This is a genomic window from Serratia sp. BNK-33-b, from assembly GCF_048684565.1.
GTDB classification, from domain to species: domain Bacteria; phylum Pseudomonadota; class Gammaproteobacteria; order Enterobacterales; family Enterobacteriaceae; genus Serratia; species Serratia marcescens.
The window spans coordinates 4,964,428-4,988,366 of sequence record NZ_JBLQTZ010000001.1; the positions used below are offsets into that span (position 1 = coordinate 4,964,428).

Below are 23,939 nucleotides of genomic sequence, written 5' to 3' on the forward strand. Positions count from 1 at the left end.
TGTTAATAGAAAGTAAATTAACTAAAAAAAGCGACCAACTAATTAGCCTGCTTACCTTTCTGCTTGGTACGACCTTTAATTCACGCTTGTTTGATCAAAAGCAAACTCAGTTTGCCTTAAGAATCACCAGATGACGTTCGCCTTCCAGTTCAGGCACCTGCAGCCGCACGATGGACTCCAGGCTAACGCCAGCCGGCAGCTGCGTCAGTTCTTCATCCGGACGCACGCCTTTCAACGCGTAAAAACGCCCCTGCCCTTTCGCCGGCAGGTGATGGCACCAGGACAGCATATCCTGCAGCGAAGCGAATGCCCGGCTGATCACGCCATCGAACGGCGGCTCGGCCGGAAACGCTTCGACGCGGCTCTGCACCGGCTCGATATTGTTCAGGCCCAGCTCATGCTGCACCTGACGCAGAAAACGCACGCGCTTGCCCAGGCTGTCGAGCAGCGTGAAATGCGCGTCCGGGCGCACGATCGCCAGCGGAATGCCCGGTAAACCGGGGCCGGTGCCGACATCGATAAAACGCGAGCCCTGCAGATGCGGATTGACCACAATGCTGTCGAGGATGTGGCGCACCAGCATTTGTTGCGGATCGCGCACCGACGTGAGGTTATAAGCCTTGTTCCACTTATCCAGCATGCCGACATAGCCCAGCAGCTGCTGTTTCTGCTGATCGGGCAGCTCAATGCCTGCTGCCGCGAGCAGCGAGTCTAATTTTTTTTGCACAACGGATCCTCTGGCAGGCGCTGAACGACCAGCGGATGGTTAGCTGGCGCAATGAGGCGACTATGATAATTCAGGGCGCAAGTGATGTCAGCGGCCGTTTGGCTACGGGTTGAGCAAACGGCCGCCTGGATGCGGGATTTATGCGCTGCGGCGCAGCAGTCCCTGCTTTTTCAGCCAGATCAGCAAAATCGAGATCGCCGCTGGCGTAATGCCGGAGATGCGCGAAGCCTGGCCGATGGAGTTCGGTTTGTGATCGTTCAGCTTGGCGATCACTTCGTTCGACAGTCCCGAAACCTGACGGTAGTCAAGATCCAGCGGCAGCACGGTATTCTCGTTGCGCTGCTGTTTTTCGATCTCTTCCTGTTGGCGAGCGATGTAGCCTTCGTATTTGACCTGGATCTCGACCTGCTCGGCGGCTTGGACGTCGTCCAGCGGCGGCGCGAAGGCGTCGGTGCCGGTCAACTGCGCGTAATCCATCTCCGGGCGACGCAGCAGTTCTTCGCCGTTCGCTTCACGCGACAGCGGCGCTTTCAGCAGCACATTGACCTGTTCGACGTTCTCGGCGTGCGGATGCATCCAGATGTCGCGCAGGCGCTGACGTTCGCGTTCGATTCGCTCCAGCTTCTCGCTGTAACGCGCCCAACGCACGTCGTCCACCAGGCCCAGCTCGCGGCCTTTTTCCGTCAGGCGGAGATCGGCGTTGTCTTCGCGCAGCATCAGACGATACTCGGCGCGAGAGGTAAACATGCGGTACGGCTCTTTGGTACCAAGGGTGCTGAGATCGTCCACCAGCACGCCGAGGTAGGCCTGATCGCGACGTGGCGCCCAGCCCTCTTGTTCATCGGCGAAACGCCCGGCATTCAGACCGGCCAGCAAGCCCTGCGCGGCGGCTTCTTCATACCCGGTGGTGCCGTTGATCTGGCCGGCGAAGAACAGGCCCTGAATGAATTTGCTTTCCAGCGTAGGTTTCAGATCGCGCGGATCGAAGAAATCGTACTCGATGGCATAACCAGGGCGAATAATACGCGCGTTCTGCATTCCTTCCATCGAACGGACGATCTGCATCTGCACATCGAAAGGCAAGCTGGTGGAAATCCCGTTAGGGTAAATCTCGTTGCTGGTCAGCCCTTCCGGCTCAAGGAAGATCTGGTGCGCGTTGCGATCGGCAAAACGCATGACCTTGTCTTCGATCGACGGGCAGTAACGTGGGCCGATCCCTTCGATGATCCCGGCATACATCGGGCTGCGATCGAGGTTATTGCGGATCACGTCATGGGTTTTTTCATTGGTGTGGGTGATGTAGCACGCCATTTGTTCCGGGTGCTGGCTGGCATCGCCCAAGAAAGAGAATACCGGCACCGGCGTATCACCGTGTTGCGGCGCCAGTACGCTGAAATCGATAGTGCGGGCGTCGATGCGCGGCGGCGTACCGGTTTTCAAGCGGTTAACGCGCAGCGGCAGTTCACGCAAACGCTGCGACAGTGAGATCGAAGGAGGATCCCCGGCGCGGCCGCCGCTGTAATTCTCCAAGCCGATATGGATCTTGCCGTCCAGGAAGGTGCCTACGGTCAATACCACCGCCTTGGCGCGGAATTTCAGGCCCATTTGGGTGACGGCGCCGACTACGCGATCGTTTTCGACGATCAGATCCTCAACCGGCTGTTGGAAGATCATCAGGTTGGGCTGGTTCTCCAACGCGGTACGGATCGCCTGGCGATACAAGACGCGATCCGCCTGAGCGCGAGTAGCGCGAACGGCAGGGCCTTTGCTGGCGTTTAGTATCCTAAACTGGATGCCGGCATGGTCGATCGCCGTCGCCATCAAGCCGCCGAGCGCATCAATTTCCTTAACCAGATGCCCTTTACCAATACCGCCAATCGCCGGGTTACAGGACATCTGTCCCAGCGTATCGATATTGTGTGTCAATAATAAAGTCTGACGTCCCATGCGCGCCGCGGCCATGGCGGCCTCGGTACCTGCATGGCCACCACCGATGATGATGACGTCAAATTGATCTGGATAAAACATGGAACTGCACCTCGCCGTATTGCGAACGATCGTATTTGCCCTGGGGTCGGGGATTCTACTCAAGTTTAGACGATCGACCAAGTGGTCCGGATCGTCGGTAATTAAAAGAAGATCTTTTTTATTTAAAGATCTCTTTATTAGATCTCTTATTAGGATCGCGATCCTCTGTGGATAAGTGACTATTCACGATGAAGATCAGCAGATTAAGGAGGATCGTTTGCTGTGAATGATCGGTGATCCCGACGCAGATAAGCTGGGATCTAAAAGGCTTGTTATGCACAGGACAAAAAGCGCTCTACGGTTGTTATTGGGATAACTACGGCTTTTACCCTGCTTTTAAGCTTAGTTATCCACAATCGTTCGCGCGATCTTTAGACGAATTAGAGTAAATTAATCCAGTTTTTTACCCATTCCTCGGCCGGATCCTCGGGAATTTCATGCTCGGTCACGTCGATCTCGAGACGATCGCCGATCCTTTTAGCGCCTCTGGCGATCAACAGATCGTCGATCTGTTTGATCGCGCCGCAGAAGGTGTCGTATTCCGAACTGCCCAAACCGACGGCGCCGAACTGCACCTCGGAAAGATCCGGCTGCTGCTCAGCGATCTGTTCCAGCAGCGGTTGAAGGTTATCCGGCAGTTCGCCGGCGCCGTGCGTGGAAGAGACCACCAGCCAGCGGCCGGTCAACGGCAGTTCATCCAGTTCAGGGCCGTGCAGCATCTCGGTAGAGAAACCCGCGTCTTCCAGCTTTTCAGCCAAATGTTCAGCCACGTATTCGGCGCTGCCAAGCGTACTGCCACTGATCAGAGTAATGTCTGCCATGAACCAACGATCCCAACCTTCTCACTCAAAGTGGCTGCATTGTACGCTGTGAATCGGCTGGGATCTACCTGTGGATAATGTGGGTATGCAATTTGGCGGGTTACGGCACGATGGTGCGCATAATGGGGTTCTGCAGCGAGATCAGCGTTTCGGTAGACTGGATCTCGTCGATGGTCTGGATCTTGTTGATAAGTACCTGTTGCAACGCGTCGATCGATCGGCACATTACCTTAATAAAGACGCTGTAGTGGCCGGTGGTGTAATAGGCTTCCACCACTTCTTCCAGGCTTTTCAGCTTCTTCAGCGCCGAAGGGTAATCCTTGGCGCTCTTTAAGATGATGCCGATAAAGCAGCACACGTCGTAGCCCAGCTGTTTGGGGCTGACGTCGATGCGCGCGCCGGTGATGATCCCGGCCTGCTTCATCTTCTCCACCCGCACATGAATAGTGCCTGGGCTGACGGCGAAGTTTTTCGCCAGTTCGGCGTACGGTGTGCGCGCATTGTCCATCAGGGCGTTGAGAATGCCGCGATCGAGATTATCGATCTGATAAATTTCCGCCATTTAATCCCCCATTAATTAACGATTGTTGAATTCTGTCCGGGTAAAAATGAACGATTAAAAGTGAAAAGGCAATATTGATTAATGGATATTGAATAGTCGTGTCATTTTGTTGCTTAATCGATGGCAACAGAGACAGGTTTACAAGAGATACGGCAATGAAAAAACAGTTTATCCAAAAACAACAACAAATCAGCCAGGTCAAATCCTTCTTCTCCCGCCAGCTGGAGCAACAGCTCGGTCTGATCGAAGTGCAGGCCCCGATCCTTAGCCGCCTGGGCGACGGCACGCAGGATAACCTTTCCGGCAGCGAGAAAGCGGTGCAGGTCAAAGTCAAAACCTTGCCGGACGCCACCTTCGAAGTGGTGCATTCGCTGGCGAAATGGAAACGCAAAACCCTGGGCAGCTACGATTTCGGTGCCGGCGAAGGCCTGTATACCCATATGAAGGCGCTGCGCCCGGATGAAGACCGTCTGACGCCAATCCACTCGGTGTACGTCGATCAGTGGGACTGGGAGCGGGTGATGGGCGACGGTGAGCGCAGCCTGGACTACCTGAAAAACACCGTGCGCAGCATTTACGCTGCGATCAAGGCGACGGAGGCGGAAGTCAGCCGTGAGCATGGCCTGACCCCATTCCTGCCGGAACAGATCCACTTCGTGCACAGCGAAACCCTGCTGCAGCGCTATCCGGATCTGGACGCCAAAGGGCGTGAGCGAGCGATTGCCAAAGAATTGGGCGCGGTGTTCCTGATCGGCATCGGTGGCAAGCTGTCGCACGGCAAATCGCACGATGTGCGTGCGCCGGATTATGATGACTGGACTACGCCGACGGCGGATGGACTGGCGGGCCTGAACGGCGATATCGTGGTGTGGAACCCGGTGCTGCAGGACGCTTTCGAGCTGTCTTCCATGGGCATTCGCGTCGACGCCGCGGCGCTGAAACATCAGCTGGCGCTGACCGGCGACGAAGAGCGCATGAAGCTGGAATGGCACCAGTCGCTGCTGCGCGGCGATATGCCGCAGACCATCGGCGGCGGCATCGGTCAGTCGCGTTTGGTGATGCTACTGTTGCAGCTGTCGCATATCGGCCAGGTGCAGTGCGGTGTGTGGTCGCCGGAAGTGCGCGGCGCGGTCGAAGGCCTGCTCTAACCGCCTAGCGCCGCCAGCGGCGCATCAAACGGCTTTTCAACCCGGTATCAAAGCGCCAGATATGATCGAAGATGCGCATGATGCCGGGTTTGCCGTAAGCGGACATCGCCACCGCGTGGAAACGTTGCTGGTGGCTTTGTTGCTGCTGTTTCACCTTCTTTATTACCTCCTCCGGCAACCGCTGGGCGATAAAATCGGAAATGATCACCGCATCGGCGTCGAACCAGCCGCTCTCCGCCATTTTGGTGACGGTGGCGTTCAGGCAGGCCGCCAGATCGGTGCCGCCGCGAAACTGCTGGCCGAGAAAGCGCACCGCTTGTTCGATGCCGCTGGCGGCGGTGAGTTCGTAATGCACGATCTGGTTGGCGAACAGCATGATATAGCAGCGGCGGTTGTCCGCCAGCGCAATGCGCAGCAGCGCCAGACAGAAGGCCTTGGCGCACTGTTCGTTAAAACCGCCCATCGATCCGGATGTGTCCACGCAGACGATAAACGGCCCGCGCGGCTGTTGATCCTGCTGCTGGTGAGTGACCTGGCGGATCAGGATCTGTTCCTGCCAGACGTCGCCTTGCAGACGGTAGCTCAGCAGCCGCTTTTCCAACAGGCGGCGGTAGAACTCGAATTCCAGCTCTTCTATCCCCAGCGTCGCCAGCTCCGGCGGCAGCAGGCGCAGGATGTCGTCGCTCTGATGAATGCCGCTCACTTCTTCCGGCAGCGTGGCCGGCACCTGCACCATGACCCTGAACGGCTCCGGCTGCGCGTCCTGTTGCTGCACCGCCTTGGCCTGATAGCTGCGGCCCAGCTGTTGCGCCAGCTTTTTCAGCTCCGGCTGCTGCTGCAAAAAGTTGCCGTACTCCACCAGCCGCTGGTAATCGCCACGCTGCAGCTGGCCTTTGCTCATGTCCCACAGCCTGCCGGCGGCGGTGTCATTTTCCGACAGCAGCGGCTCCAGCGCGCCGCTCAGCGCCAGGCGCTCCTGCAGCTCCGCCATCAGCTGCTCGCGCTCTTGTTCCAGCAACTGGTGGTGCAGCATGGTGGCCTGCAGCGTCAGGCTGATGCGCCAGCGCTGCAGAAACAGGGTTTGAAAGCTGTCGTCAAGCGGGTGATTGGGCAGATCGGCGGCGTCCACCAGCGCGCGCGCCTGTTCATAAAACGGTGAGACCAGCTGGCGCAGCAGTTCCATCGTGTCGTTGAGGTTGTGATAAAACTGGGTGTTGTTCTCCAACTGGCACTGTTGGTAGCGGTAAAATTCCTGCGCCAGCGCCGGCGGCACCATCGCCTCCTGCAGACGTTCCTTAAGCTGCAGCTTCCAACGCGGCAGATCGCGATCCAGCGCCCGGCGAAGGGCCGGAAACTTTTTAAAGAATACCGACAGCTGCGGCGCCGCCAGCATGCCGACGATCATCTCCTCGATCATCTCGCCTTCGGTGATCGCCAGCAGCAGATCGAGCGTCTCCAGACTGAGCATGGTTACTGGCCGCGCATTTGCTGCAGTTGTTGTTTAACCTGTTCCGCGACCTGCAGCAGACTGGCTTCGATCTTGGCCAGGCCGGCGGCGGGCGTGAACAGACAGGGCTGATGTTGGCTGAAGGCGCGGCGTTGCTCCGCCAGGCGCTGGGCCAATCCGTCCATTTCATCCAGCAGCGCTTGCGGCGTGGCGGTGGCCTGTTTGCCCGGCAGCGCCAGCAATGACGGCTGGCGGCTGACGTCCAACACCGTGAGGTGCAGTTGATCGTCCACGTCCAAATCGATCGGCTGCGCGAAGCCGATGCCATTTAGCTTGGCGCGCACGTCACCGCCTTTTTGCAGCCAGTTGTCCAGCGCGCTGCTTTCGATGCTCAGATGATTGACCTGAATGTCATGCAGCTGCAGCGGTTTTTGCAGCAGCAGGGTGAGGGGGCCGCCGGGGAACGGCGTGGCCGGCGCGTATTGCGGTTTACGGCTGAACATGCCGCCCTTTTTCACCAGGCTGATGGCCTGCCGATCGCTTTGCTGTTGCTGGTCCTGCAGCCAGCGGGTGTGGATCTGTTGCAACTGGATCAGCATCGATTGTTGCTGATAGGCCGACTCGGTCAGCAACTGATCGATCTGCTGTTGCAGCAGTTTCAGCGAGGTGAGATCGTGCCACAGGCAGTCTTTCAATAGCATCAGGTCGAGCGGGGCGATGGCGTCGCGCCCGCTGAAGAAGGCGCAGGCTTGCAGCAGGCGCAGGGCTTTTTTCCAGCGCCGATCGGAGACGTAAGGCGCCTGCTCCAGCGCATCCAGCCGCTGGCGCAGCTGGAAGATCAGCTCAAAACAGGCTTCCGGCAGCGCAACTTTGTCGATCTGCGGTTGCCACTGCAGAAACTCTTCGTCGCTGATGCTCAGCGCTGCCGGCACCGGGTTTTGGCTTTCGCTCTGGCGGTTGACCAGCAGCGAGCGGAAATTCTGTTTATCCTGCACCTTGTCCAGCCACAGACGGATCAGCATGCGGTCATATAAGGCTTCGAGGCTGTTGTCCGCTTCGGGCAGTTCGTTGGAGGCGGTGACCAGCAGGCGCAGCGGGATCGGTTCTTCGCTGTTGCCGTTGCGAAAACGGCGTTCGTTGATCGCCGTCAGCAGGGTGTTAAGGATCGCCGGGCCGGCCTTCCAGATCTCGTCCAGAAACACGATCTCCGCTTCCGGCAGATAGCCGGCGGTCAGACGCTGATAGCGCCCCTCATCTTTCAGCGCCTGAATCGAGAGCGGGCCGAAGACCTCCTCCGGCGTGGAAAAACGCGTCATCAGGTATTCAAAGGAGCGGGCGTTGCGGAAGGCAAACTTCAGCCGGCGCGCGATCAGGCTCTTGGCGATGCCGGGCGGGCCGAGCAGGAATACGCTTTCGCCGCTCAGCGCCGCCAGCAGGCACAGACGGATTGCCTCTTGCCGCTCATAAAGACCGCTCTCCAGCGCGTTGCTGAGGCGGGAAATTCGTTCTGCCAGAAGGGATGATGGCGTCATATAATTGTCGCATTGTCCGAGAGTTAGCCAATCTTGGTCGATAATCCGATGATAAACCACCATTATTTTTAGTGGTATAGCCTGTTGATTAGTAATATTTTTCTAAGTTAAGCCGGATATTCGGTTCACATTTTGTTTATTTTTCGGCTCTGATATAAGGGTAGGCAAGCGGTATAAATGGTGCATACTGTGCGGCTTTCTGGTGGGCGTGACGGATCTTTGAGCCCGTATTTTGCCTGATGCGGATGCATCGCTAACGGATGTTCTGATAAAGAAACGAATTATGAGCGCAGAGCATAAGCAGTCCTTATCGGCGGTAACCTTGGCTGCCATCGGCGTGGTCTACGGTGATATCGGCACCAGCCCTCTCTATACGTTGAGAGAGTGTTTCTCCGGCCATTACGGCTTCGATGTTCGTCCAGACGTGGTTTTCGGCTTCCTGTCGCTGATTTTCTGGATGCTGATCGTGATCGTTTCCCTCAAATATCTCACCTACGTGATGCGCGCGGACAACGCCGGCGAGGGCGGCATTCTGACGCTGATGTCGCTGGCCGGGCGCAATACCTCGGCGCGCACCACTGCGGTGTTGGTGATACTGGGCCTGATCGGCGGCAGCTTCTTCTATGGCGAGGTGGTGATCACCCCGGCGATCTCGGTGATGTCGGCGATAGAGGGGTTGGAAATCGCCGCGCCTGCGCTTGACGCCTATATCGTGCCGCTCTCCATTCTGGTGCTGACGCTGCTGTTCGTTATCCAAAAGCACGGCACCGGCAGCGTCGGCAAGCTGTTCGCCCCGGTAATGCTGCTGTGGTTCATCGTGTTGGCGGTGCTGGGCGCGCGCAGCATCATTTCGAACCCGGAAGTGCTGCAGGCGCTGAACCCCAAATGGGCGCTCAACTTCTTCATGGAATATAAGAAGGTGTCGTTCTTCGCGCTGGGGGCAGTGGTGCTGTCCATCACCGGCGTCGAGGCGCTGTATGCCGATATGGGGCACTTCGGCAAGTTCCCTATTCGCCTGGCCTGGTTCACCGTGGTGCTGCCTTCGCTGGTGCTCAACTACTTCGGCCAGGGCGCGCTGCTGCTAAAAAACCCTGAGGCGATCAAAAACCCGTTCTTCCTGTTGGCGCCCGACTGGGCGCTGATCCCGCTGCTGATTCTGGCGACCCTGGCGACGGTTATCGCCTCGCAGGCGGTGATTTCCGGCGTCTTCTCGCTGACCCGCCAGGCGGTGCGTCTGGGTTACCTGTCGCCGATGCGCATCATTCACACCTCGGAAATGGAATCCGGCCAGATCTACATTCCGGTGATCAACTGGACGCTGTATATCTCGGTGGTGCTGGTGATCATCGGCTTCGAACACTCCAGCAACCTGGCGGCGGCGTACGGCATCGCCGTTACCGGCACCATGGTGCTGACCAGCATTCTGGTCACTTCGGTGGCGATTAATAACTGGCATTGGAACCGCTTCCTGGCGATCGGCATCGTAACCATCTTGCTGATCATCGACGTGCCGATGTTCTCCGCCAACGCCCTGAAGCTGTTCTCCGGCGGCTGGCTGCCGCTGACCTTGGCGCTGGTGATGTTCATCATTATGACTACCTGGAAGAGCGAGCGCTTCCGCCTGCTGCGCCGCCTGCATGAGCACGGCAACTCGCTGGAGGCGATGATCGCCTCGCTGGAGAAATCGCCGCCGGTGCGGGTGCCGGGCACCGCGGTCTTCTTGTCGCGCGCCACCAACGTCATTCCTTTTGCGCTGCTGCACAACCTGAAGCACAACAAGGTGCTGCACGAGCGTGTGGTGTTGCTGACGCTGCGCACCGAGGATGCGCCTTACGTGCACAACGTGCGCCGGGTAACCATCGAGCAGCTGTCGCCGACCTTCTGGCGGGTGGTGGCCAGCTACGGCTGGCGCGAAACGCCGAACGTGGAGGAAGTGTTCCACCGCTGCGGGCTGGAAGGGTTGCCGTGCCGCATGTCGGAGACGTCGTTCTTCATGTCCCATGAATCGCTGATCCTCACCAAGCGGCCATGGTACCTCTACCTGCGCGGCAAACTGTTCGTCGCTCTGAGCCGCAATGCGCTGCGCGCGCCGGATCAGTTCGAAATTCCGCCGAACCGGGTCATCGAACTCGGCACGCAGGTCGAGATCTAATCCGCCTGACAGGGGCTCAGCATGGCTGAGCCCCTTTTGTTTGCGCTTTGTCCGTGTGCGAACGAAACGTTTCGATAACGATCACACTTCTGCATTGTCCTGGTTGCCTTCCCCTGCCGTTTTTTTAAACTCCCCCAAAGAGCGAAACGTTTCGCTAGCGGAGTGAGAAGATGAAAAAAGGCGTATTACTGAATTCCGACGTGTCTGCCGTGATTGCCCGGCTGGGGCATACCGACCAGCTCACTCTGTGCGACGCGGGCCTGCCGATACCGGCGGAAACGCAGCGCATCGATCTGGCGCTGACGCAGGGCGTGCCGACCTTCATGCAGGTGTTCGCGGCGGTCACGCAAGAGATGCAGGTAGAAAGCGCCATCCTGGCGGAAGAGATCGTGAAACAGAATCCGTCGCTCCACGAGGCACTGCTGGCGGAACTGACCGCACTGGGCCAACGCCAGGGTAACACCATCAGCGTGCGCTATATCAGCCATCAGGCGTTTAAAGCGCAAACCGAGCACAGCCGGGCGGTGATTCGCAGCGGGGAGTGTTCGCCTTACGCGAACGTGATCCTGTGCGCCGGCGTAACTTTCTGAGGCGCGTATGCAACCTTTACTGCAACTGAAAGGGATTGATAAAGCCTTTCCCGGCGTGAAGGCGCTTTCTGGCGCCGCCCTCAGCGTCTATCCCGGCAAGGTGATGGCGCTGGTGGGGGAAAACGGCGCCGGGAAGTCCACCATGATGAAAGTGCTGACCGGCATCTACCATAAAGACGCCGGCAGTCAGTATTTTCTCGGTAAAGAGGTGGTATTCAACGGGCCCAAGGATTCGCAGGAAGCGGGCATCGGCATTATCCATCAGGAGCTGAACCTGATCCCGCAACTGACGATTGCGGAAAACATCTTCCTCGGCCGCGAGTTCGTCAACCGTTTCGGCCGCATTGACTGGAAGCGCATGTACGCCGAGGCCGATCGCTTGCTGGCGCGCCTCAACCTGCGCTACAGCAGCCATCGGCTGGTGGGCGAGCTGTCGATCGGCGATCAGCAGATGGTGGAGATCGCCAAGGTGCTGAGCTTCGAATCGAAAGTGATCATCATGGACGAACCGACCGATGCGCTGACCGATACCGAAACCGCCTCGCTGTTCAAGGTGATCAACGAGCTGAAGGCCGAAGGGCGCGGCATCGTCTATATCTCGCACCGCCTGAAAGAGATTTTTGAAATCTGCGACGACGTGACGGTATTTCGCGACGGGCAGTTCATCGCCGAGCGGCCGGTGAGCGAGCTGCAGGAAGATTCGCTGATTGAGATGATGGTCGGCCGCAAGCTGGAAGAACAATACCCGCGCCTTGATTTGCCGCGCGGGGAAAAGCGGCTGGACGTCAGCCACCTTTCCGGCCCCGGCGTTGAAGACGTCAGCTTTACGCTGTATCGCGGCGAGATCCTCGGCGTGGCCGGGCTGATGGGCGCCGGGCGCACCGAATTGATGAAGATCCTGTATGGCGCCGCCCCGCGCAAGGCCGGCACCGTCAGCCTGGACGGCCGCGAGGTGGTCACCCATTCGCCGCAGGATGGGTTGGCGAACGGCATCGTCTATATCTCGGAAGACCGCAAGCGCGACGGCCTGGTGCTGGGCATGTCGGTGAAGGAAAACATGTCGCTGACCGCGCTGCGCTACTTCAGCCGCGCCGACGGCAGCCTGAAGCAGGCCGACGAGCGGCAGGCGGTGGGGGACTTCATCCGCCTGTTCAATATCAAAACGCCGTCGATGGAGCAACCGATCGGTCTGCTTTCCGGCGGCAATCAGCAGAAAGTGGCGATCGCCCGCGGCCTGATGACTCGGCCGAAGGTGCTGATCCTCGATGAGCCGACGCGCGGCGTCGACGTCGGCGCCAAAAAAGAGATCTATCAGTTAATCAACCAGTTCAAACAGGAAGGGCTGAGCATCATTCTGGTGTCTTCGGAAATGCCGGAGGTGATGGGCATGAGCGATCGCATTCTGGTGATGCACGAAGGGCATCTCAGCGGCGAGTTCCCGATTGAACAGGCCACCCAGGAAGCGTTGATGGCGGCAGCCGTCGGCAAGCAATACGGCGTAAAGCAGGAGTAATCAGATATGAGTTCCCAGACTATCGCAGCTAAGCGCTGGTTCAGTAAAGAGTGGCTGTTAGAGCAGAAGTCGTTGATTGCGCTGCTGGTGCTGATCGCCGTGGTCTCTTCCATGAGCCCGAACTTCTTCACCCTGAACAACCTGTTCAATATTCTGCAGCAGACCTCGGTGAACGCCATCATGGCGGTGGGGATGACGCTGGTGATCCTCACGTCCGGCATCGATCTGTCGGTGGGATCGCTACTGGCGCTGACCGGCGCGGTGGCGGCGTCGATCGTCGGCTTTGAGGTCAACGCGCTGGTGGCGGTGGCGGCGGCACTGGCGCTGGGCGCCGCGGTTGGCGCCTGCACCGGAGTGATCGTCGCCAAAGGCAAAGTGCAGGCCTTTATCGCCACGCTGGTGATGATGCTGTTGCTGCGCGGCGTCACCATGGTGTACACCAACGGCAGCCCGATCAACACCGGTTTCACCGATGTGGCCGACACTTTCGGCTGGTTCGGCATCGGCCGTCCGCTGGGCGTGCCTACGCCGATCTGGATCATGGCGATCGTGTTCATCGCCGCCTGGTATATGCTGCACCATACGCGCCTGGGCCGCTATATTTATGCCCTGGGCGGCAACGAAGCGGCGACCCGTCTGTCCGGCATCAGCGTCGATAAAGTGAAGATTATCGTCTACTCGCTGTGCGGCCTGCTGGCGGCGTTGGCTGGGGTAATCGAAGTGGCGCGCCTGTCGTCGGCGCAGCCAACCGCCGGCACCGGCTATGAGCTGGACGCCATCGCCGCCGTGGTGCTGGGCGGCACCAGCCTGGCCGGCGGCAAGGGGCGCATCGTCGGCACGCTGATCGGGGCGCTGATCCTCGGCTTCCTGAACAACGGCCTGAATTTATTGGGTGTTTCTTCCTACTACCAAATGATCGTGAAGGCAGTGGTGATACTGCTGGCGGTTCTGGTAGATAACAAAAGCAACAAGTAACCTCCCCCTACAGGAATCACGATGATGAAAATGAAAAAACTGGCAACCTTAGCCTCCGCCATCGCGCTGAGCGCCACCCTGAGCGCCAATGCCATGGCCAAAGACACCATCGCGCTGGTGGTGTCCACCCTCAACAACCCGTTCTTCGTTTCGATGAAGGATGGTGCGCAGCAAGAGGCCAACAAGTTGGGCTACAACCTGGTGGTGTTGGATTCCCAGAACAACCCGGCGAAAGAGCTGGCCAACGTGCAGGATCTGATGGTGCGGGCGCCCAAGCTGCTGTTGATCAACCCGACCGACTCCGACGCGGTGGGTAACGCCATCAAGATGGCCAACCAGGCTAAGATCCCGGTCATCACGCTGGACCGCGTGGCGAGCAAGGGCGACGTGGTGAGCCACATCGCTTCGGATAACCGCGTGGGCGGCAAAATGGCCGGCGACTTCATCGCCAAGAAAGCGGGCACCGATGCCAAGGTGATTCAGCTGGAAGGCATTGCCGGCACCTCCGCCGCGCGTGAACGCGGCGAAGGCTTCAAACAGTCGCTGGATCAGAATAAATTCACACTGTTGGCCAGCCAGCCGGCCGATTTCGATCGCACCAAGGGTCTGAACGTGATGCAGAACCTGCTGACCGCTCACCCGGATGTGCAGGCGGTATTTGCCCAGAACGATGAAATGGCGTTGGGCGCGCTGCGTGCGCTGCAAACTGCCGGTAAAACCGACGTGATCGTGGTAGGCTTCGACGGCACAGCCGACGGCGTGAAAGCGGTCGAAGGCGGCAAGCTGGCGGCGACCGTGGCGCAGCGCCCCGATCAGATCGGCGTGATCGGTGTGGAAACCGCCGATAAGGTGCTGAAAGGCGAAAAAGTGCCGGCGACCATCCCGGTGGATTTGAAGCTGGTCACTCAGTAAGTCATACCAGCGCCATCGGAACGGGGCGTTTACGATGGCGCGCAATTCAGGAATCAATGCGATGGAAACAGGTAAGCTGGTGGTTCTTGGCAGCATCAATGCCGACCATATCCTCAATATTGAACAGTTCCCCCACCCGGGCGAAACGGTGATCGGGAAACAGTATAAGGTGGCGTTTGGCGGCAAGGGCGCGAATCAGGCGGTGGCGGCCGGGCGCAGCGGGGCGGAGATCGCCTTTATCGCCTGCGTAGGCGCCGACGATATCGGCGAGCGTGTCCGCCGGCAGCTGGCGAGCGATCGCATTGATACTCAACCGATTGAAGCCATCGCCGACAGCACCACCGGCGTGGCGCTGATCTTCGTCAACGCCGAAGGCGAGAACGTGATCGGCATTGATGCCGGCGCCAACGCCGCGGTGACGCCGGATTACCTGGCGCGCTACCAACAAAAAGTGATCGACGCCGATGCCCTGCTGATGCAGCTGGAGTCGCCGCTGGAGACGGTGATCGCCGCCGCCCACCTGGCGAAACAACATCAAACGCAGGTGATCCTCAACCCGGCCCCGGCGCGCGAGCTGCCGGACGAGCTGCTGGCCATGATCGATATCATCACTCCGAATGAAACCGAAGCCCAGCGCCTGACCGGCATCGCCGTGGACAACGATGACGATGCGGCGCGTGCGGCGCAGGCGCTGCACGACAAGGGCATCGCGACGGTGATCATCACCCTCGGTAGCCGCGGCGTGTGGCTGAGCGAAAACGGCAACGGCAGCGGCAAACGGGTGCCCGGCTTCAAGGTGCAAGCGGTGGATACCATCGCCGCCGGCGATACCTTTAACGGTGCGCTGGTGACCGCCCTGTTGGAAGGCAAGGTCATGGCCGACGCGGTGCGTTTCGCCCATGCGGCGGCGGCGATCGCCGTGACCCGCCCAGGCGCGCAGCCTTCGGTGCCGTGGCGTGAAGAGATCGACGCCTTCTTGCAGCAGCAGGGGTGATCCTTTGGCCACCATGAAAGATGTCGCCCGCCTGGCGGGCGTTTCAACTTCTACCGTTTCGCATGTGGTCAACAACAATCGCTTTGTCAGCGACAGCGTGCGCGACAAGGTCATGGCGGCCGTGGAACAGCTGAACTATGCGCCTTCCGCGCTGGCGCGCAGCCTGAAGCTCAATCAGACGCGCACCATCGGCATGCTGGTGACCGCCAGCAACAACCCGTTTTATGCCGAAGTGGTGCGCGGCGTGGAGCGCAGCTGCTATGAACGCGGCTACAGTTTAATTCTGTGCAATACCGAAGAAGACGCCGCGCGCATGAACCGCAGCATGGAGACGCTGCTGCAAAAGCGCGTCGACGGTTTGCTGTTGATGTGCACCGAAAACCACCGGCCATCGCAAGATGCCCTGAGCCGCTACCCGTCATTGCCGATCGTGATGATGGACTGGGCGCCGTTCGAGGGCGCCAACGACATTATTCAGGATAACTCGCTGCTGGGCGGCGAGATGGCGACCGACCATCTGATCGCCCGCGGCTACCGCAAGATCGCCTGCATCGCCGGCCCGCAGGATAAAACCACCGCCCGTCACCGACTGGAAGGTTATCGCAACGCGATGCGTCGCGCCGGATTGCCGGTTCCGCCAGGGTATGAAGTGCATTGCGACTTTGAGTTTGAGGGCGGGGTAAACGCCATGCGCCAACTGCTGGCGCTGGACGAGCCGCCGCATGCGGTGTTCGCCGGCAACGACGCGGTGGCGGTAGGCGTTTATCAGGCGCTGTATCAGGCCGGGCTTTCCGTGCCGCAGGATATGGCGGTGATGGGTTACGATGACATTGAGCTGGCGCGTTATTTGGCGCCACCGCTGAGCACCATTCACCAACCGAAGGATTCGCTGGGCGAATTGGCGATCGATGCGCTGATCAACCGCCTGCAGAACCCGGAGCGCGCACCCCAGGTGCTGGTGCTGACGCCCGAGCTGGTGGAACGCGCCTCGGTCGGGCACCGTTAACTGGCCGCCTTCGCTTCTTTCTTGCTTTCCTGGCCGCTGATCAAATTGCGGCCATCTTTCCTCCTCAGCAACATAAACACCAGCGCCGACGCCACGGTGACGATCCCCATGGTGATAAAGGTGTAATGGAAGTGGTCGATCATGGTGCCTAACGACAGGGATTCGTAAAAACGCAGCACCGCCGCGCTGATCGCCACGCCGAAGCTGATGGACAGCTGTTGGGTGACCGCCAGGACGCTGTTGCCGGCGCTGGCGTTGGCGTCGTTCAAATCCGCCAGGCTGATGGTGTTCATGGCGGTGAACTGGGTGGACATCGCCATGCCCAGCACGAACAGCGGCAGGATCATCAGCCACAGCGGCATGCCCGGGCTTTGCAGGGCGAACTGGGCGATCAGCACCCCGATGATAACGGTGATGCCGACCAGCGTTTTACGGTAGCCGAACCAGCGCAGTACCTGAGTGACGGTGGATTTCGCCATCAGCGAGCCGATGGCGGTTGGCGCCATCATGCAACCGGCGACGATCGCCGTGTAGCCGAATCCCACCTGCAGCATGAGCGGCATTAAAAACGGCACGCAGCCGGTGCCCAGTCTGGAGGCGACGTTGCCGGCGATGCCGACCGAGAAGGTGCGGGTTTTGAACAGGTCGAGACCGATCAGTGGCTGAGGATGGCGGCGTGCGTGCGCGATGTAGCCGAACAGCATTACGAAGCCGCTGAGCAGAATGCCCAGCGAAACGTAGCTGGCCAGCACCCGCTCGCCAAACAGCTCCAGCCCGGTGGAGATCAGCACCAGGCTCAGGCCGAACAGCATAAAGCCAAGGAAATCGAAGCGGCGTTTGGGCGTGGTGAAGTCCGGCATGTATTTGCGTGCATAGAAGATGCCGAGCAGACCGATAGGGATATTGATCAGGAAAATCCAGTGCCAGGTGGCGTAGGTTACCAGCCAGCCGCCCAGCAGCGGCCCCAGAATCGGCCCGACCAGGCCGGGCATGGTGACGAAGTTCAGCACCGGCAGCAGTTCGCTGCGCGGGTAGGCGCGCAGCAGCGCCAAGCGCGCGACCGGCATCATCATCGCGCCGCCGATGCCCTGCAGCACGCGAGAGGCAACCAGCGCGCTCAACGTAGGAGACAAGGCGCACAGCAGCGAACCGAGGGTGAATAACGTGACGGCGAAGATGAATACCCGTCGAGTGCCGAAGCGATCCGCCAGCCAGCCGCTGACCGGGATCAGCATTGCCACCGTCAGCGTGTAGCTGATGACGGCCGATTGCATCGCCAGCGGCGAACGCCCCAGGCTTTGGGCGATCGCCGGCAGCGCGGTGTTGAGGATAGTGGCGTCCAGCGCCTGCATAAAGAACGCCATTGCGGCGATCCACGGTAGTCCTGCCATACTGCGCGCGGATTGGGTCATGGTCGGTCCTGGTTAAATGGTCGTCTGTCCCTCGTCTCTTTCTTCTATATATAAGCGGGGAGCGTGTCTAGTCTTTCTCTTTCAGCAATACCTGGCAGGCGACGAGGGCGCCTGCGCTGTCTCCGGCGAGTATCGCATCGACGATAGCCTGATGATGGCGCAGCTTGATCACTTCATTGCCGGTGATGGCGCGGAAGTAGCTTTGGTACACCGAACTGAACAGGTTGGCGAACGAGGTCAGGAACGGGTTGCCGCTGGCCTCGTAGATGAGCTGGTGGAATTGGGTATCGACCTGGATCCAACGCTCGCGATCAAACTGGGTATGCAGCGCGCGCATTTCCGCCATCAGCCCCGCCAGCAACTTGGTTTGCTGCGGGCTGGCGTGGTTTGCCGCCAACGCGCAGGCCTGCGGCTCCAGCGAGGTGCGCAAGATAAGGAAGTGTTGCATCACCTGATCGAAGTTTTCCCGCGTCATCCACCAGGTCAGTAAATCTTGATCGAGGAAATTCCATTGGCTTTGCGGCATCACGCGGGTGCCAATGCGCGGGCGCGGCAATAACATGCCTTTGGCGGCTAACATCTTCACCGCTTCGCGCACTGCGGTACGGCTGACGCCGAATTGCTCGCCCAGTTCCATTTCACCAGGCAGGATGCTGCCGGCCTGATAATCGCCTGCCAGAATTTGTTGGCCGAGTTTTTCTGCAAGCAGATAAGAAAGATTGCGTTGGGCGGCCTGTTGTTGTGCATTTAACGGCATGGCTGCGGATCCTTACTGACATCGTTATTTCTATTTTACTCCAGTGATCGCCAGCTTTTATGGCTGTTTGCCTGAAAAAGTGACATAAATTCGCCGCTTTTTCGCCCTTTTGTTGAAAAAAAACGCGCTTGAAAAGTTTTTTGCAATTAGGGGTTGCGGCCTGCCGAGAACTCCCTATAATGCGCCTCCACTGACCGGGAACAACGACTGACAAGCCGCCGGGTTAGCGAGAAGAAAGCGAAATAAACGCTTGACTCTCCGGGCGAAAAGCGTAGTATACGCAGCCCGCGCCGATGAGTTTCTCGGCACTGCTCTTTAACAATTTATCAGACAATCTGTGTGGGCACTCCACAAGACGATATCCAGCATCTTCGGATGCAAAAAAATATCAAGTCTTGAAGAGTGACTAACTGAAGTAAAATTCATGCAGTAAATCTTTGAGCATCGCTTCTCGAGTGGAAGCAAATCAAGCTTTTAATTGAAGAGTTTGATCATGGCTCAGATTGAACGCTGGCGGCAGGCTTAACACATGCAAGTCGAGCGGTAGCACAGGGGAGCTTGCTCCCCGGGTGACGAGCGGCGGACGGGTGAGTAATGTCTGGGAAACTGCCTGATGGAGGGGGATAACTACTGGAAACGGTAGCTAATACCGCATAACGTCGCAAGACCAAAGAGGGGGACCTTCGGGCCTCTTGCCATCAGATGTGCCCAGATGGGATTAGCTAGTAGGTGGGGTAATGGCTCACCTAGGCGACGATCCCTAGCTGGTCTGAGAGGATGACCAGCCACACTGGAACTGAGACACGGTCCAGACTCCTACGGGAGGCAGCAGTGGGGAATATTGCACAATGGGCGCAAGCCTGATGCAGCCATGCCGCGTGTGTGAAGAAGGCCTTCGGGTTGTAAAGCACTTTCAGCGAGGAGGAAGGTGGTGAGCTTAATACGTTCATCAATTGACGTTACTCGCAGAAGAAGCACCGGCTAACTCCGTGCCAGCAGCCGCGGTAATACGGAGGGTGCAAGCGTTAATCGGAATTACTGGGCGTAAAGCGCACGCAGGCGGTTTGTTAAGTCAGATGTGAAATCCCCGGGCTCAACCTGGGAACTGCATTTGAAACTGGCAAGCTAGAGTCTCGTAGAGGGGGGTAGAATTCCAGGTGTAGCGGTGAAATGCGTAGAGATCTGGAGGAATACCGGTGGCGAAGGCGGCCCCCTGGACGAAGACTGACGCTCAGGTGCGAAAGCGTGGGGAGCAAACAGGATTAGATACCCTGGTAGTCCACGCTGTAAACGATGTCGATTTGGAGGTTGTGCCCTTGAGGCGTGGCTTCCGGAGCTAACGCGTTAAATCGACCGCCTGGGGAGTACGGCCGCAAGGTTAAAACTCAAATGAATTGACGGGGGCCCGCACAAGCGGTGGAGCATGTGGTTTAATTCGATGCAACGCGAAGAACCTTACCTACTCTTGACATCCAGAGAACTTTCCAGAGATGGATTGGTGCCTTCGGGAACTCTGAGACAGGTGCTGCATGGCTGTCGTCAGCTCGTGTTGTGAAATGTTGGGTTAAGTCCCGCAACGAGCGCAACCCTTATCCTTTGTTGCCAGCGGTTCGGCCGGGAACTCAAAGGAGACTGCCAGTGATAAACTGGAGGAAGGTGGGGATGACGTCAAGTCATCATGGCCCTTACGAGTAGGGCTACACACGTGCTACAATGGCGTATACAAAGAGAAGCGACCTCGCGAGAGCAAGCGGACCTCATAAAGTACGTCGTAGTCCGGATTGGAGTCTGCAACTCGACTCCATGAAGTCGGAATCGCTAGTAATCGTAGATCAGAATGCTACGGTGAATACGTTCCCGGGCCTTGTACACACCGCCCGTCACACCATGGGAGTGGGTTGCAAAAGAAGTAGGTAGCTTAACCTTCGGGAGGGCGCTTACCACTTTGTGATTCATGACTGGGGTGAAGTCGTAACAAGGTAACCGTAGGGGAACCTGCGGTTGGATCACCTCCTTACCTAAAGATATTAGTTCGAGTGGCGTGCTCACACAGATTGTCTGATGAAAAAGTAACGAGCAAAAGCGTCATAAAAGTACGGTGTCGTGTCCCCTTCGTCTAGAGGCCTAGGACACCGCCCTTTCACGGCGGTAACAGGGGTTCGAATCCCCTAGGGGACGCCAAGCTTCCGACCCACCCGGTGAAAGCGGCGGTCTCAAGTATCTGACGATACACCATATCTTAAAGATGACTTCCGAGTCATGTTTAAGATATTGCTCTTTAACAATCTGGAACAAGCTGAAAATTGAAACATGACGGCTGAAATTTATCCCTCCGTAGAAGTACTGGGATGAAGAGTAACCTGTCATAGAGTCTCTCAAATGTTTGCAGCGCGAACGATGGAAACATCTTCGGGTTGTGAGGTTAAGTGACTAAGCGTACACGGTGGATGCCTAGGCAGTCAGAGGCGATGAAGGGCGTGCTAATCTGCGAAAAGCGTCGGTAAGGTGATATGAACCGTTACAACCGGCGATACCCGAATGGGGAAACCCAGTGTGTTTCGACACACTATCATGTCATGAATACATAGTGGCATGAGGCGAACCGGGGGAACTGAAACATCTAAGTACCCCGAGGAAAAGAAATCAACCGAGATTCCCCCAGTAGCGGCGAGCGAACGGGGAGGAGCCCAGAACCTGAATCGGCTTGTGTGTTAGTGGAAGCGTCTGGAAAGTCGCGCAGCAAAGGGTGATAGCCCCGTACACTAAAATGCACAGGTCGTGAGTTCGATGAGTAGGGCGGGACACGTGACATCCTGTCTGAATATGGGGGGACCATCCTCCAAGGCTAAATACTCCTGACTGACCGATAGTGAACCAGTACCGTGAGGGAAAGGCGAAAAGAACCCCGGCGAGGGGAGTGAAATAGAACCTGAAACCGTGTACGTACAAGCAGTGGGAGCACCTTCGTGGTGTGACTGCGTACCTTTTGTATAATGGGTCAGCGACTTATATTTTGTAGCAAGGTTAACCGTATAGGGGAGCCGTAGGGAAACCGAGTCTTAACTGGGCGATTAGTTGCAAGGTATAGACCCGAAACCCGGTGATCTAGCCATGGGCAGGTTGAAGGTTGGGTAACACTAACTGGAGGACCGAACCGACTAATGTTGAAAAATTAGCGGATGACTTGTGGCTGGGGGTGAAAGGCCAATCAAACCGGGAGATAGCTGGTTCTCCCCGAAAGCTATTTAGGTAGCGCCTCGTGAACTCATCTTCGGGGGTAGAGCACTGTTTCGGCTAGGGGGCCATCCCGGCTTACCAAACCGATGCAAACTCCGAATACCGAAGAATGTTATCACGGGAGACACACGGCGGGTGCTAACGTCCGTCGTGAAGAGGGAAACAACCCAGACCGCCAGCTAAGGTCCCAAAGTCATGGTTAAGTGGGAAACGATGTGGGAAGGCATAGACAGCCAGGATGTTGGCTTAGAAGCAGCCATCATTTAAAGAAAGCGTAATAGCTCACTGGTCGAGTCGGCCTGCGCGGAAGATGTAACGGGGCTAAACCATGCACCGAAGCTGCGGCAGCGACGCTTAGGCGTTGTTGGGTAGGGGAGCGTTCTGTAAGCCGTTGAAGGTGGCCTGTGAGGGTTGCTGGAGGTATCAGAAGTGCGAATGCTGACATAAGTAACGATAAAGCGGGTGAAAAGCCCGCTCGCCGGAAGACCAAGGGTTCCTGTCCAACGTTAATCGGGGCAGGGTGAGTCGACCCCTAAGGCGAGGCTGAAAAGCGTAGTCGATGGGAAACAGGTTAATATTCCTGTACTTGGTGTTACTGCGAAGGGGGGACGGAGAAGGCTAGGCTAGCCGGGCGACGGTTGTCCCGGTTTAAGCGTGTAGGGGGTGTGACCTGGTAAATCCGGTTGCATATCAACCCTGAGGCGTGATGACGATGCACTACGGTGCAGAAGTAGTTGATGCCCTGCTTCCAGGAAAATCCTCTAAGCATCAGGTAACATTAAATCGTACCCCAAACCGACACAGGTGGTCAGGTAGAGAATACCAAGGCGCTTGAGAGAACTCGGGTGAAGGAACTAGGCAAAATGGTGCCGTAACTTCGGGAGAAGGCACGCTGGCATGTAGGTGAAGTCCCTCGCGGATGGAGCTGAAGCCAGTCGAAGATACCAGCTGGCTGCAACTGTTTAATAAAAACACAGCACTGTGCAAACACGAAAGTGGACGTATACGGTGTGACGCCTGCCCGGTGCTGGAAGGTTAATTGATGGGGTCAGCCGCAAGGCGAAGCTCTTGATCGAAGCCCCAGTAAACGGCGGCCGTAACTATAACGGTCCTAAGGTAGCGAAATTCCTTGTCGGGTAAGTTCCGACCTGCACGAATGGCGTAATGATGGCCAGGCTGTCTCCACCCGAGACTCAGTGAAATTGAACTCGCTGTGAAGATGCAGTGTACCCGCGGCAAGACGGAAAGACCCCGTGAACCTTTACTATAGCTTGACACTGAACATTGAGCCTTGATGTGTAGGATAGGTGGGAGGCTTTGAAGCGTGGACGCCAGTCTGCGTGGAGCCATCCTTGAAATACCACCCTTTAATGTTTGATGTTCTAACTCGGCCCCGTGATCCGGGGTGAGGACAGTGTCTGGTGGGTAGTTTGACTGGGGCGGTCTCCTCCCAAAGAGTAACGGAGGAGCACGAAGGTTAGCTAATCACGGTCGGACATCGTGAGGTTAGTGCAAAGGCATAAGCTAGCTTGACTGCGAGAGTGACGGCTCGAGCAGGTACGAAAGTAGGTCTTAGTGATCCGGTGGTTCTGAATGGAAGGGCCATCGCTCAACGGATAAAAGGTACTCCGGGGATAACAGGCTGATACCGCCCAAGAGTTCATATCGACGGCGGTGTTTGGCACCTCGATGTCGGCTCATCACATCCTGGGGCTGAAGTAGGTCCCAAGGGTATGGCTGTTCGCCATTTAAAGTGGTACGCGAGCTGGGTTTAGAACGTCGTGAGACAGTTCGGTCCCTATCTGCCGTGGGCGTTGGAAGATTGAGAGGGGTTGCTCCTAGTACGAGAGGACCGGAGTGAACGCACCACTGGTGTTCGGGTTGTCATGCCAATGGCATTGCCCGGTAGCTAAGTGCGGAAAAGATAAGCGCTGAAAGCATCTAAGCGCGAAACTTGCCTCAAGATGAGTCTTCCCTGGGCCTTTAAGGCCCCTGAAGGAACGTTTAAGACTAAGACGTTGATAGGCTGGGTGTGTAAGTGCAGCGATGCATTGAGCTAACCAGTACTAATGATCCGTGAGGCTTAACCTTACAACACCGAAGGTGTTTTTAGAGAGATTTTCAGC

At 57.7% G+C, this 23,939-nt stretch carries 16 protein-coding genes, 1 tRNA gene and 2 rRNA genes; 11 read left to right on the forward strand and 8 right to left on the reverse strand.

Going from position 1 to position 23,939, the window contains the following annotated elements; genetic code table 11:
- Positions 1-106: 106 nt before the first annotated feature.
- The 4 genes from rsmG to asnC all read right to left on the reverse strand — a co-directional run bounded on the left by rsmG (position 107) and on the right by asnC (position 4,138).
- Positions 107-727: a 16S rRNA (guanine(527)-N(7))-methyltransferase RsmG gene (gene rsmG, locus ACMGGK_RS23955; RefSeq protein ID WP_015379471.1), complete on the reverse strand. Its 621-nt coding sequence runs from the start codon at positions 725-727 to the stop codon at positions 107-109.
- A 138-nt stretch (positions 728-865) separates the two neighbouring features.
- Positions 866-2,755, reverse strand: coding sequence for a tRNA uridine-5-carboxymethylaminomethyl(34) synthesis enzyme MnmG (gene mnmG / locus ACMGGK_RS23960; protein ID WP_033639108.1), 1,890 nt, complete (start codon positions 2,753-2,755; stop codon positions 866-868).
- A 380-nt stretch (positions 2,756-3,135) separates the two neighbouring features.
- A complete protein-coding gene (gene mioC / locus ACMGGK_RS23965) occupies positions 3,136-3,576 on the reverse strand; it encodes an FMN-binding protein MioC (RefSeq protein WP_016929621.1) in 441 nt (146 codons plus the stop codon).
- Positions 3,577-3,676: 100 nt separating this feature from the next.
- Complete coding sequence (gene asnC, locus ACMGGK_RS23970; protein ID WP_420277376.1) at positions 3,677-4,138, reverse strand: transcriptional regulator AsnC; 462 nt, start codon at positions 4,136-4,138, stop codon at positions 3,677-3,679.
- Between the two features lie 155 nt (positions 4,139-4,293).
- Between asnC and asnA the strand changes: the two genes are divergently transcribed.
- Positions 4,294-5,286 carry an aspartate--ammonia ligase gene (gene asnA, locus ACMGGK_RS23975; protein WP_016929623.1) on the forward strand — a complete coding sequence of 331 codons (993 nt, stop codon included), beginning with the start codon at positions 4,294-4,296 and terminating at the stop codon, positions 5,284-5,286.
- Between the two features lie 4 nt (positions 5,287-5,290).
- On the opposite strand, the gene viaA is transcribed toward asnA, so the two are convergent.
- Both viaA and ravA read right to left on the reverse strand, forming a co-directional pair.
- Positions 5,291-6,754 (reverse strand): ATPase RavA stimulator ViaA, encoded by a 1,464-nt coding sequence (gene viaA, locus ACMGGK_RS23980; RefSeq protein WP_004933781.1) that lies wholly within the window; start codon positions 6,752-6,754, stop codon positions 5,291-5,293.
- Between the two features lie 2 nt (positions 6,755-6,756).
- Complete coding sequence (ravA, locus tag ACMGGK_RS23985) at positions 6,757-8,265, reverse strand: ATPase RavA (protein WP_152903354.1); 1,509 nt, start codon at positions 8,263-8,265, stop codon at positions 6,757-6,759.
- Positions 8,266-8,548: 283 nt separating this feature from the next.
- Between ravA and kup the strand changes: the two genes are divergently transcribed.
- The 7 genes from kup (at position 8,549) to rbsR (ending at position 16,407) form a co-directional block, all read left to right on the forward strand.
- Positions 8,549-10,417 carry a low affinity potassium transporter Kup gene (kup, locus tag ACMGGK_RS23990; RefSeq protein ID WP_015379467.1) on the forward strand — a complete coding sequence of 623 codons (1,869 nt, stop codon included), beginning with the start codon at positions 8,549-8,551 and terminating at the stop codon, positions 10,415-10,417.
- Between the two features lie 170 nt (positions 10,418-10,587).
- Positions 10,588-11,007 carry a D-ribose pyranase gene (gene rbsD / locus ACMGGK_RS23995; protein ID WP_016929625.1) on the forward strand — a complete coding sequence of 140 codons (420 nt, stop codon included), beginning with the start codon at positions 10,588-10,590 and terminating at the stop codon, positions 11,005-11,007.
- 7 nt (positions 11,008-11,014) lie between these two features.
- Positions 11,015-12,520: a ribose ABC transporter ATP-binding protein RbsA gene (gene rbsA, locus ACMGGK_RS24000; RefSeq protein WP_350024377.1), complete on the forward strand. Its 1,506-nt coding sequence runs from the start codon at positions 11,015-11,017 to the stop codon at positions 12,518-12,520.
- 6 nt (positions 12,521-12,526) lie between these two features.
- Complete coding sequence (rbsC, locus tag ACMGGK_RS24005; RefSeq protein WP_004933766.1) at positions 12,527-13,495, forward strand: ribose ABC transporter permease; 969 nt, start codon at positions 12,527-12,529, stop codon at positions 13,493-13,495.
- A 24-nt stretch (positions 13,496-13,519) separates the two neighbouring features.
- Entirely contained in the window at positions 13,520-14,407 is an 888-nt protein-coding gene (rbsB, locus tag ACMGGK_RS24010) for a ribose ABC transporter substrate-binding protein RbsB (protein WP_049299635.1), read from the forward strand.
- A 61-nt stretch (positions 14,408-14,468) separates the two neighbouring features.
- The gene (gene rbsK, locus ACMGGK_RS24015) at positions 14,469-15,401 is read left to right on the forward strand and encodes a ribokinase (RefSeq protein WP_049299631.1); all 933 of its coding nucleotides are present in this window, start codon (positions 14,469-14,471) and stop codon (positions 15,399-15,401) included.
- A gap of 4 nt (positions 15,402-15,405) precedes the next feature.
- Complete coding sequence (rbsR, locus tag ACMGGK_RS24020; RefSeq protein ID WP_049299632.1) at positions 15,406-16,407, forward strand: ribose operon transcriptional repressor RbsR; 1,002 nt, start codon at positions 15,406-15,408, stop codon at positions 16,405-16,407.
- Here the strand turns inward: rbsR and mdtD are convergent.
- Both mdtD and ACMGGK_RS24030 read right to left on the reverse strand, forming a co-directional pair.
- Complete coding sequence (mdtD, locus tag ACMGGK_RS24025; protein ID WP_025160302.1) at positions 16,404-17,819, reverse strand: multidrug transporter subunit MdtD; 1,416 nt, start codon at positions 17,817-17,819, stop codon at positions 16,404-16,406. The two genes, rbsR and mdtD, sit on opposite strands and share 4 nt — an antisense overlap.
- Positions 17,820-17,886: 67 nt before the next feature.
- Positions 17,887-18,576 carry a FadR/GntR family transcriptional regulator gene (locus tag ACMGGK_RS24030; RefSeq protein WP_004933751.1) on the reverse strand — a complete coding sequence of 230 codons (690 nt, stop codon included), beginning with the start codon at positions 18,574-18,576 and terminating at the stop codon, positions 17,887-17,889.
- Positions 18,577-19,051: 475 nt separating this feature from the next.
- Between ACMGGK_RS24030 and ACMGGK_RS24035 the strand changes: the two genes are divergently transcribed.
- From ACMGGK_RS24035 to ACMGGK_RS24045, 3 genes are all read left to right on the forward strand, one after another.
- Positions 19,052-20,593: ribosomal RNA gene (locus ACMGGK_RS24035) — 16S ribosomal RNA — on the forward strand.
- Between the two features lie 88 nt (positions 20,594-20,681).
- A tRNA-Glu gene (locus ACMGGK_RS24040) sits at positions 20,682-20,757 on the forward strand.
- Positions 20,758-20,996: 239 nt separating this feature from the next.
- A 23S ribosomal RNA gene (locus tag ACMGGK_RS24045) occupies positions 20,997-23,904 on the forward strand.
- The 16S and 23S rRNA genes sit together here with 1 tRNA gene alongside, the layout of an rRNA operon.
- Positions 23,905-23,939: the final 35 nt, after the last annotated feature.

What these genes read in the sequence shown, in the direction of transcription:
- mnmG (WP_033639108.1), bottom strand. Translation starts at nt 2,755, where the DNA reads ATGTTTTATCCAGATCAATTTGACGTCATCATCATCGGTGGTGGCCAT.
- mioC (WP_016929621.1), bottom strand. Translation starts at nt 3,576, where the DNA reads ATGGCAGACATTACTCTGATCAGTGGCAGTACGCTTGGCAGCGCCGAA.
- asnC (WP_420277376.1), bottom strand. Translation starts at nt 4,138, where the DNA reads ATGGCGGAAATTTATCAGATCGATAATCTCGATCGCGGCATTCTCAAC.
- asnA (WP_016929623.1), top strand. Translation starts at nt 4,294, where the DNA reads ATGAAAAAACAGTTTATCCAAAAACAACAACAAATCAGCCAGGTCAAA.
- viaA (WP_004933781.1), bottom strand. Translation starts at nt 6,754, where the DNA reads ATGCTCAGTCTGGAGACGCTCGATCTGCTGCTGGCGATCACCGAAGGC.
- ravA (WP_152903354.1), bottom strand. Translation starts at nt 8,265, where the DNA reads ATGACGCCATCATCCCTTCTGGCAGAACGAATTTCCCGCCTCAGCAAC.
- kup (WP_015379467.1), top strand. Translation starts at nt 8,549, where the DNA reads ATGAGCGCAGAGCATAAGCAGTCCTTATCGGCGGTAACCTTGGCTGCC.
- rbsD (WP_016929625.1), top strand. Translation starts at nt 10,588, where the DNA reads ATGAAAAAAGGCGTATTACTGAATTCCGACGTGTCTGCCGTGATTGCC.
- rbsA (WP_350024377.1), top strand. Translation starts at nt 11,015, where the DNA reads ATGCAACCTTTACTGCAACTGAAAGGGATTGATAAAGCCTTTCCCGGC.
- rbsC (WP_004933766.1), top strand. Translation starts at nt 12,527, where the DNA reads ATGAGTTCCCAGACTATCGCAGCTAAGCGCTGGTTCAGTAAAGAGTGG.
- rbsB (WP_049299635.1), top strand. Translation starts at nt 13,520, where the DNA reads ATGAAAATGAAAAAACTGGCAACCTTAGCCTCCGCCATCGCGCTGAGC.
- rbsK (WP_049299631.1), top strand. Translation starts at nt 14,469, where the DNA reads ATGGAAACAGGTAAGCTGGTGGTTCTTGGCAGCATCAATGCCGACCAT.
- mdtD (WP_025160302.1), bottom strand. Translation starts at nt 17,819, where the DNA reads ATGACCCAATCCGCGCGCAGTATGGCAGGACTACCGTGGATCGCCGCA.
- ACMGGK_RS24030 (WP_004933751.1), bottom strand. Translation starts at nt 18,576, where the DNA reads ATGCCGTTAAATGCACAACAACAGGCCGCCCAACGCAATCTTTCTTAT.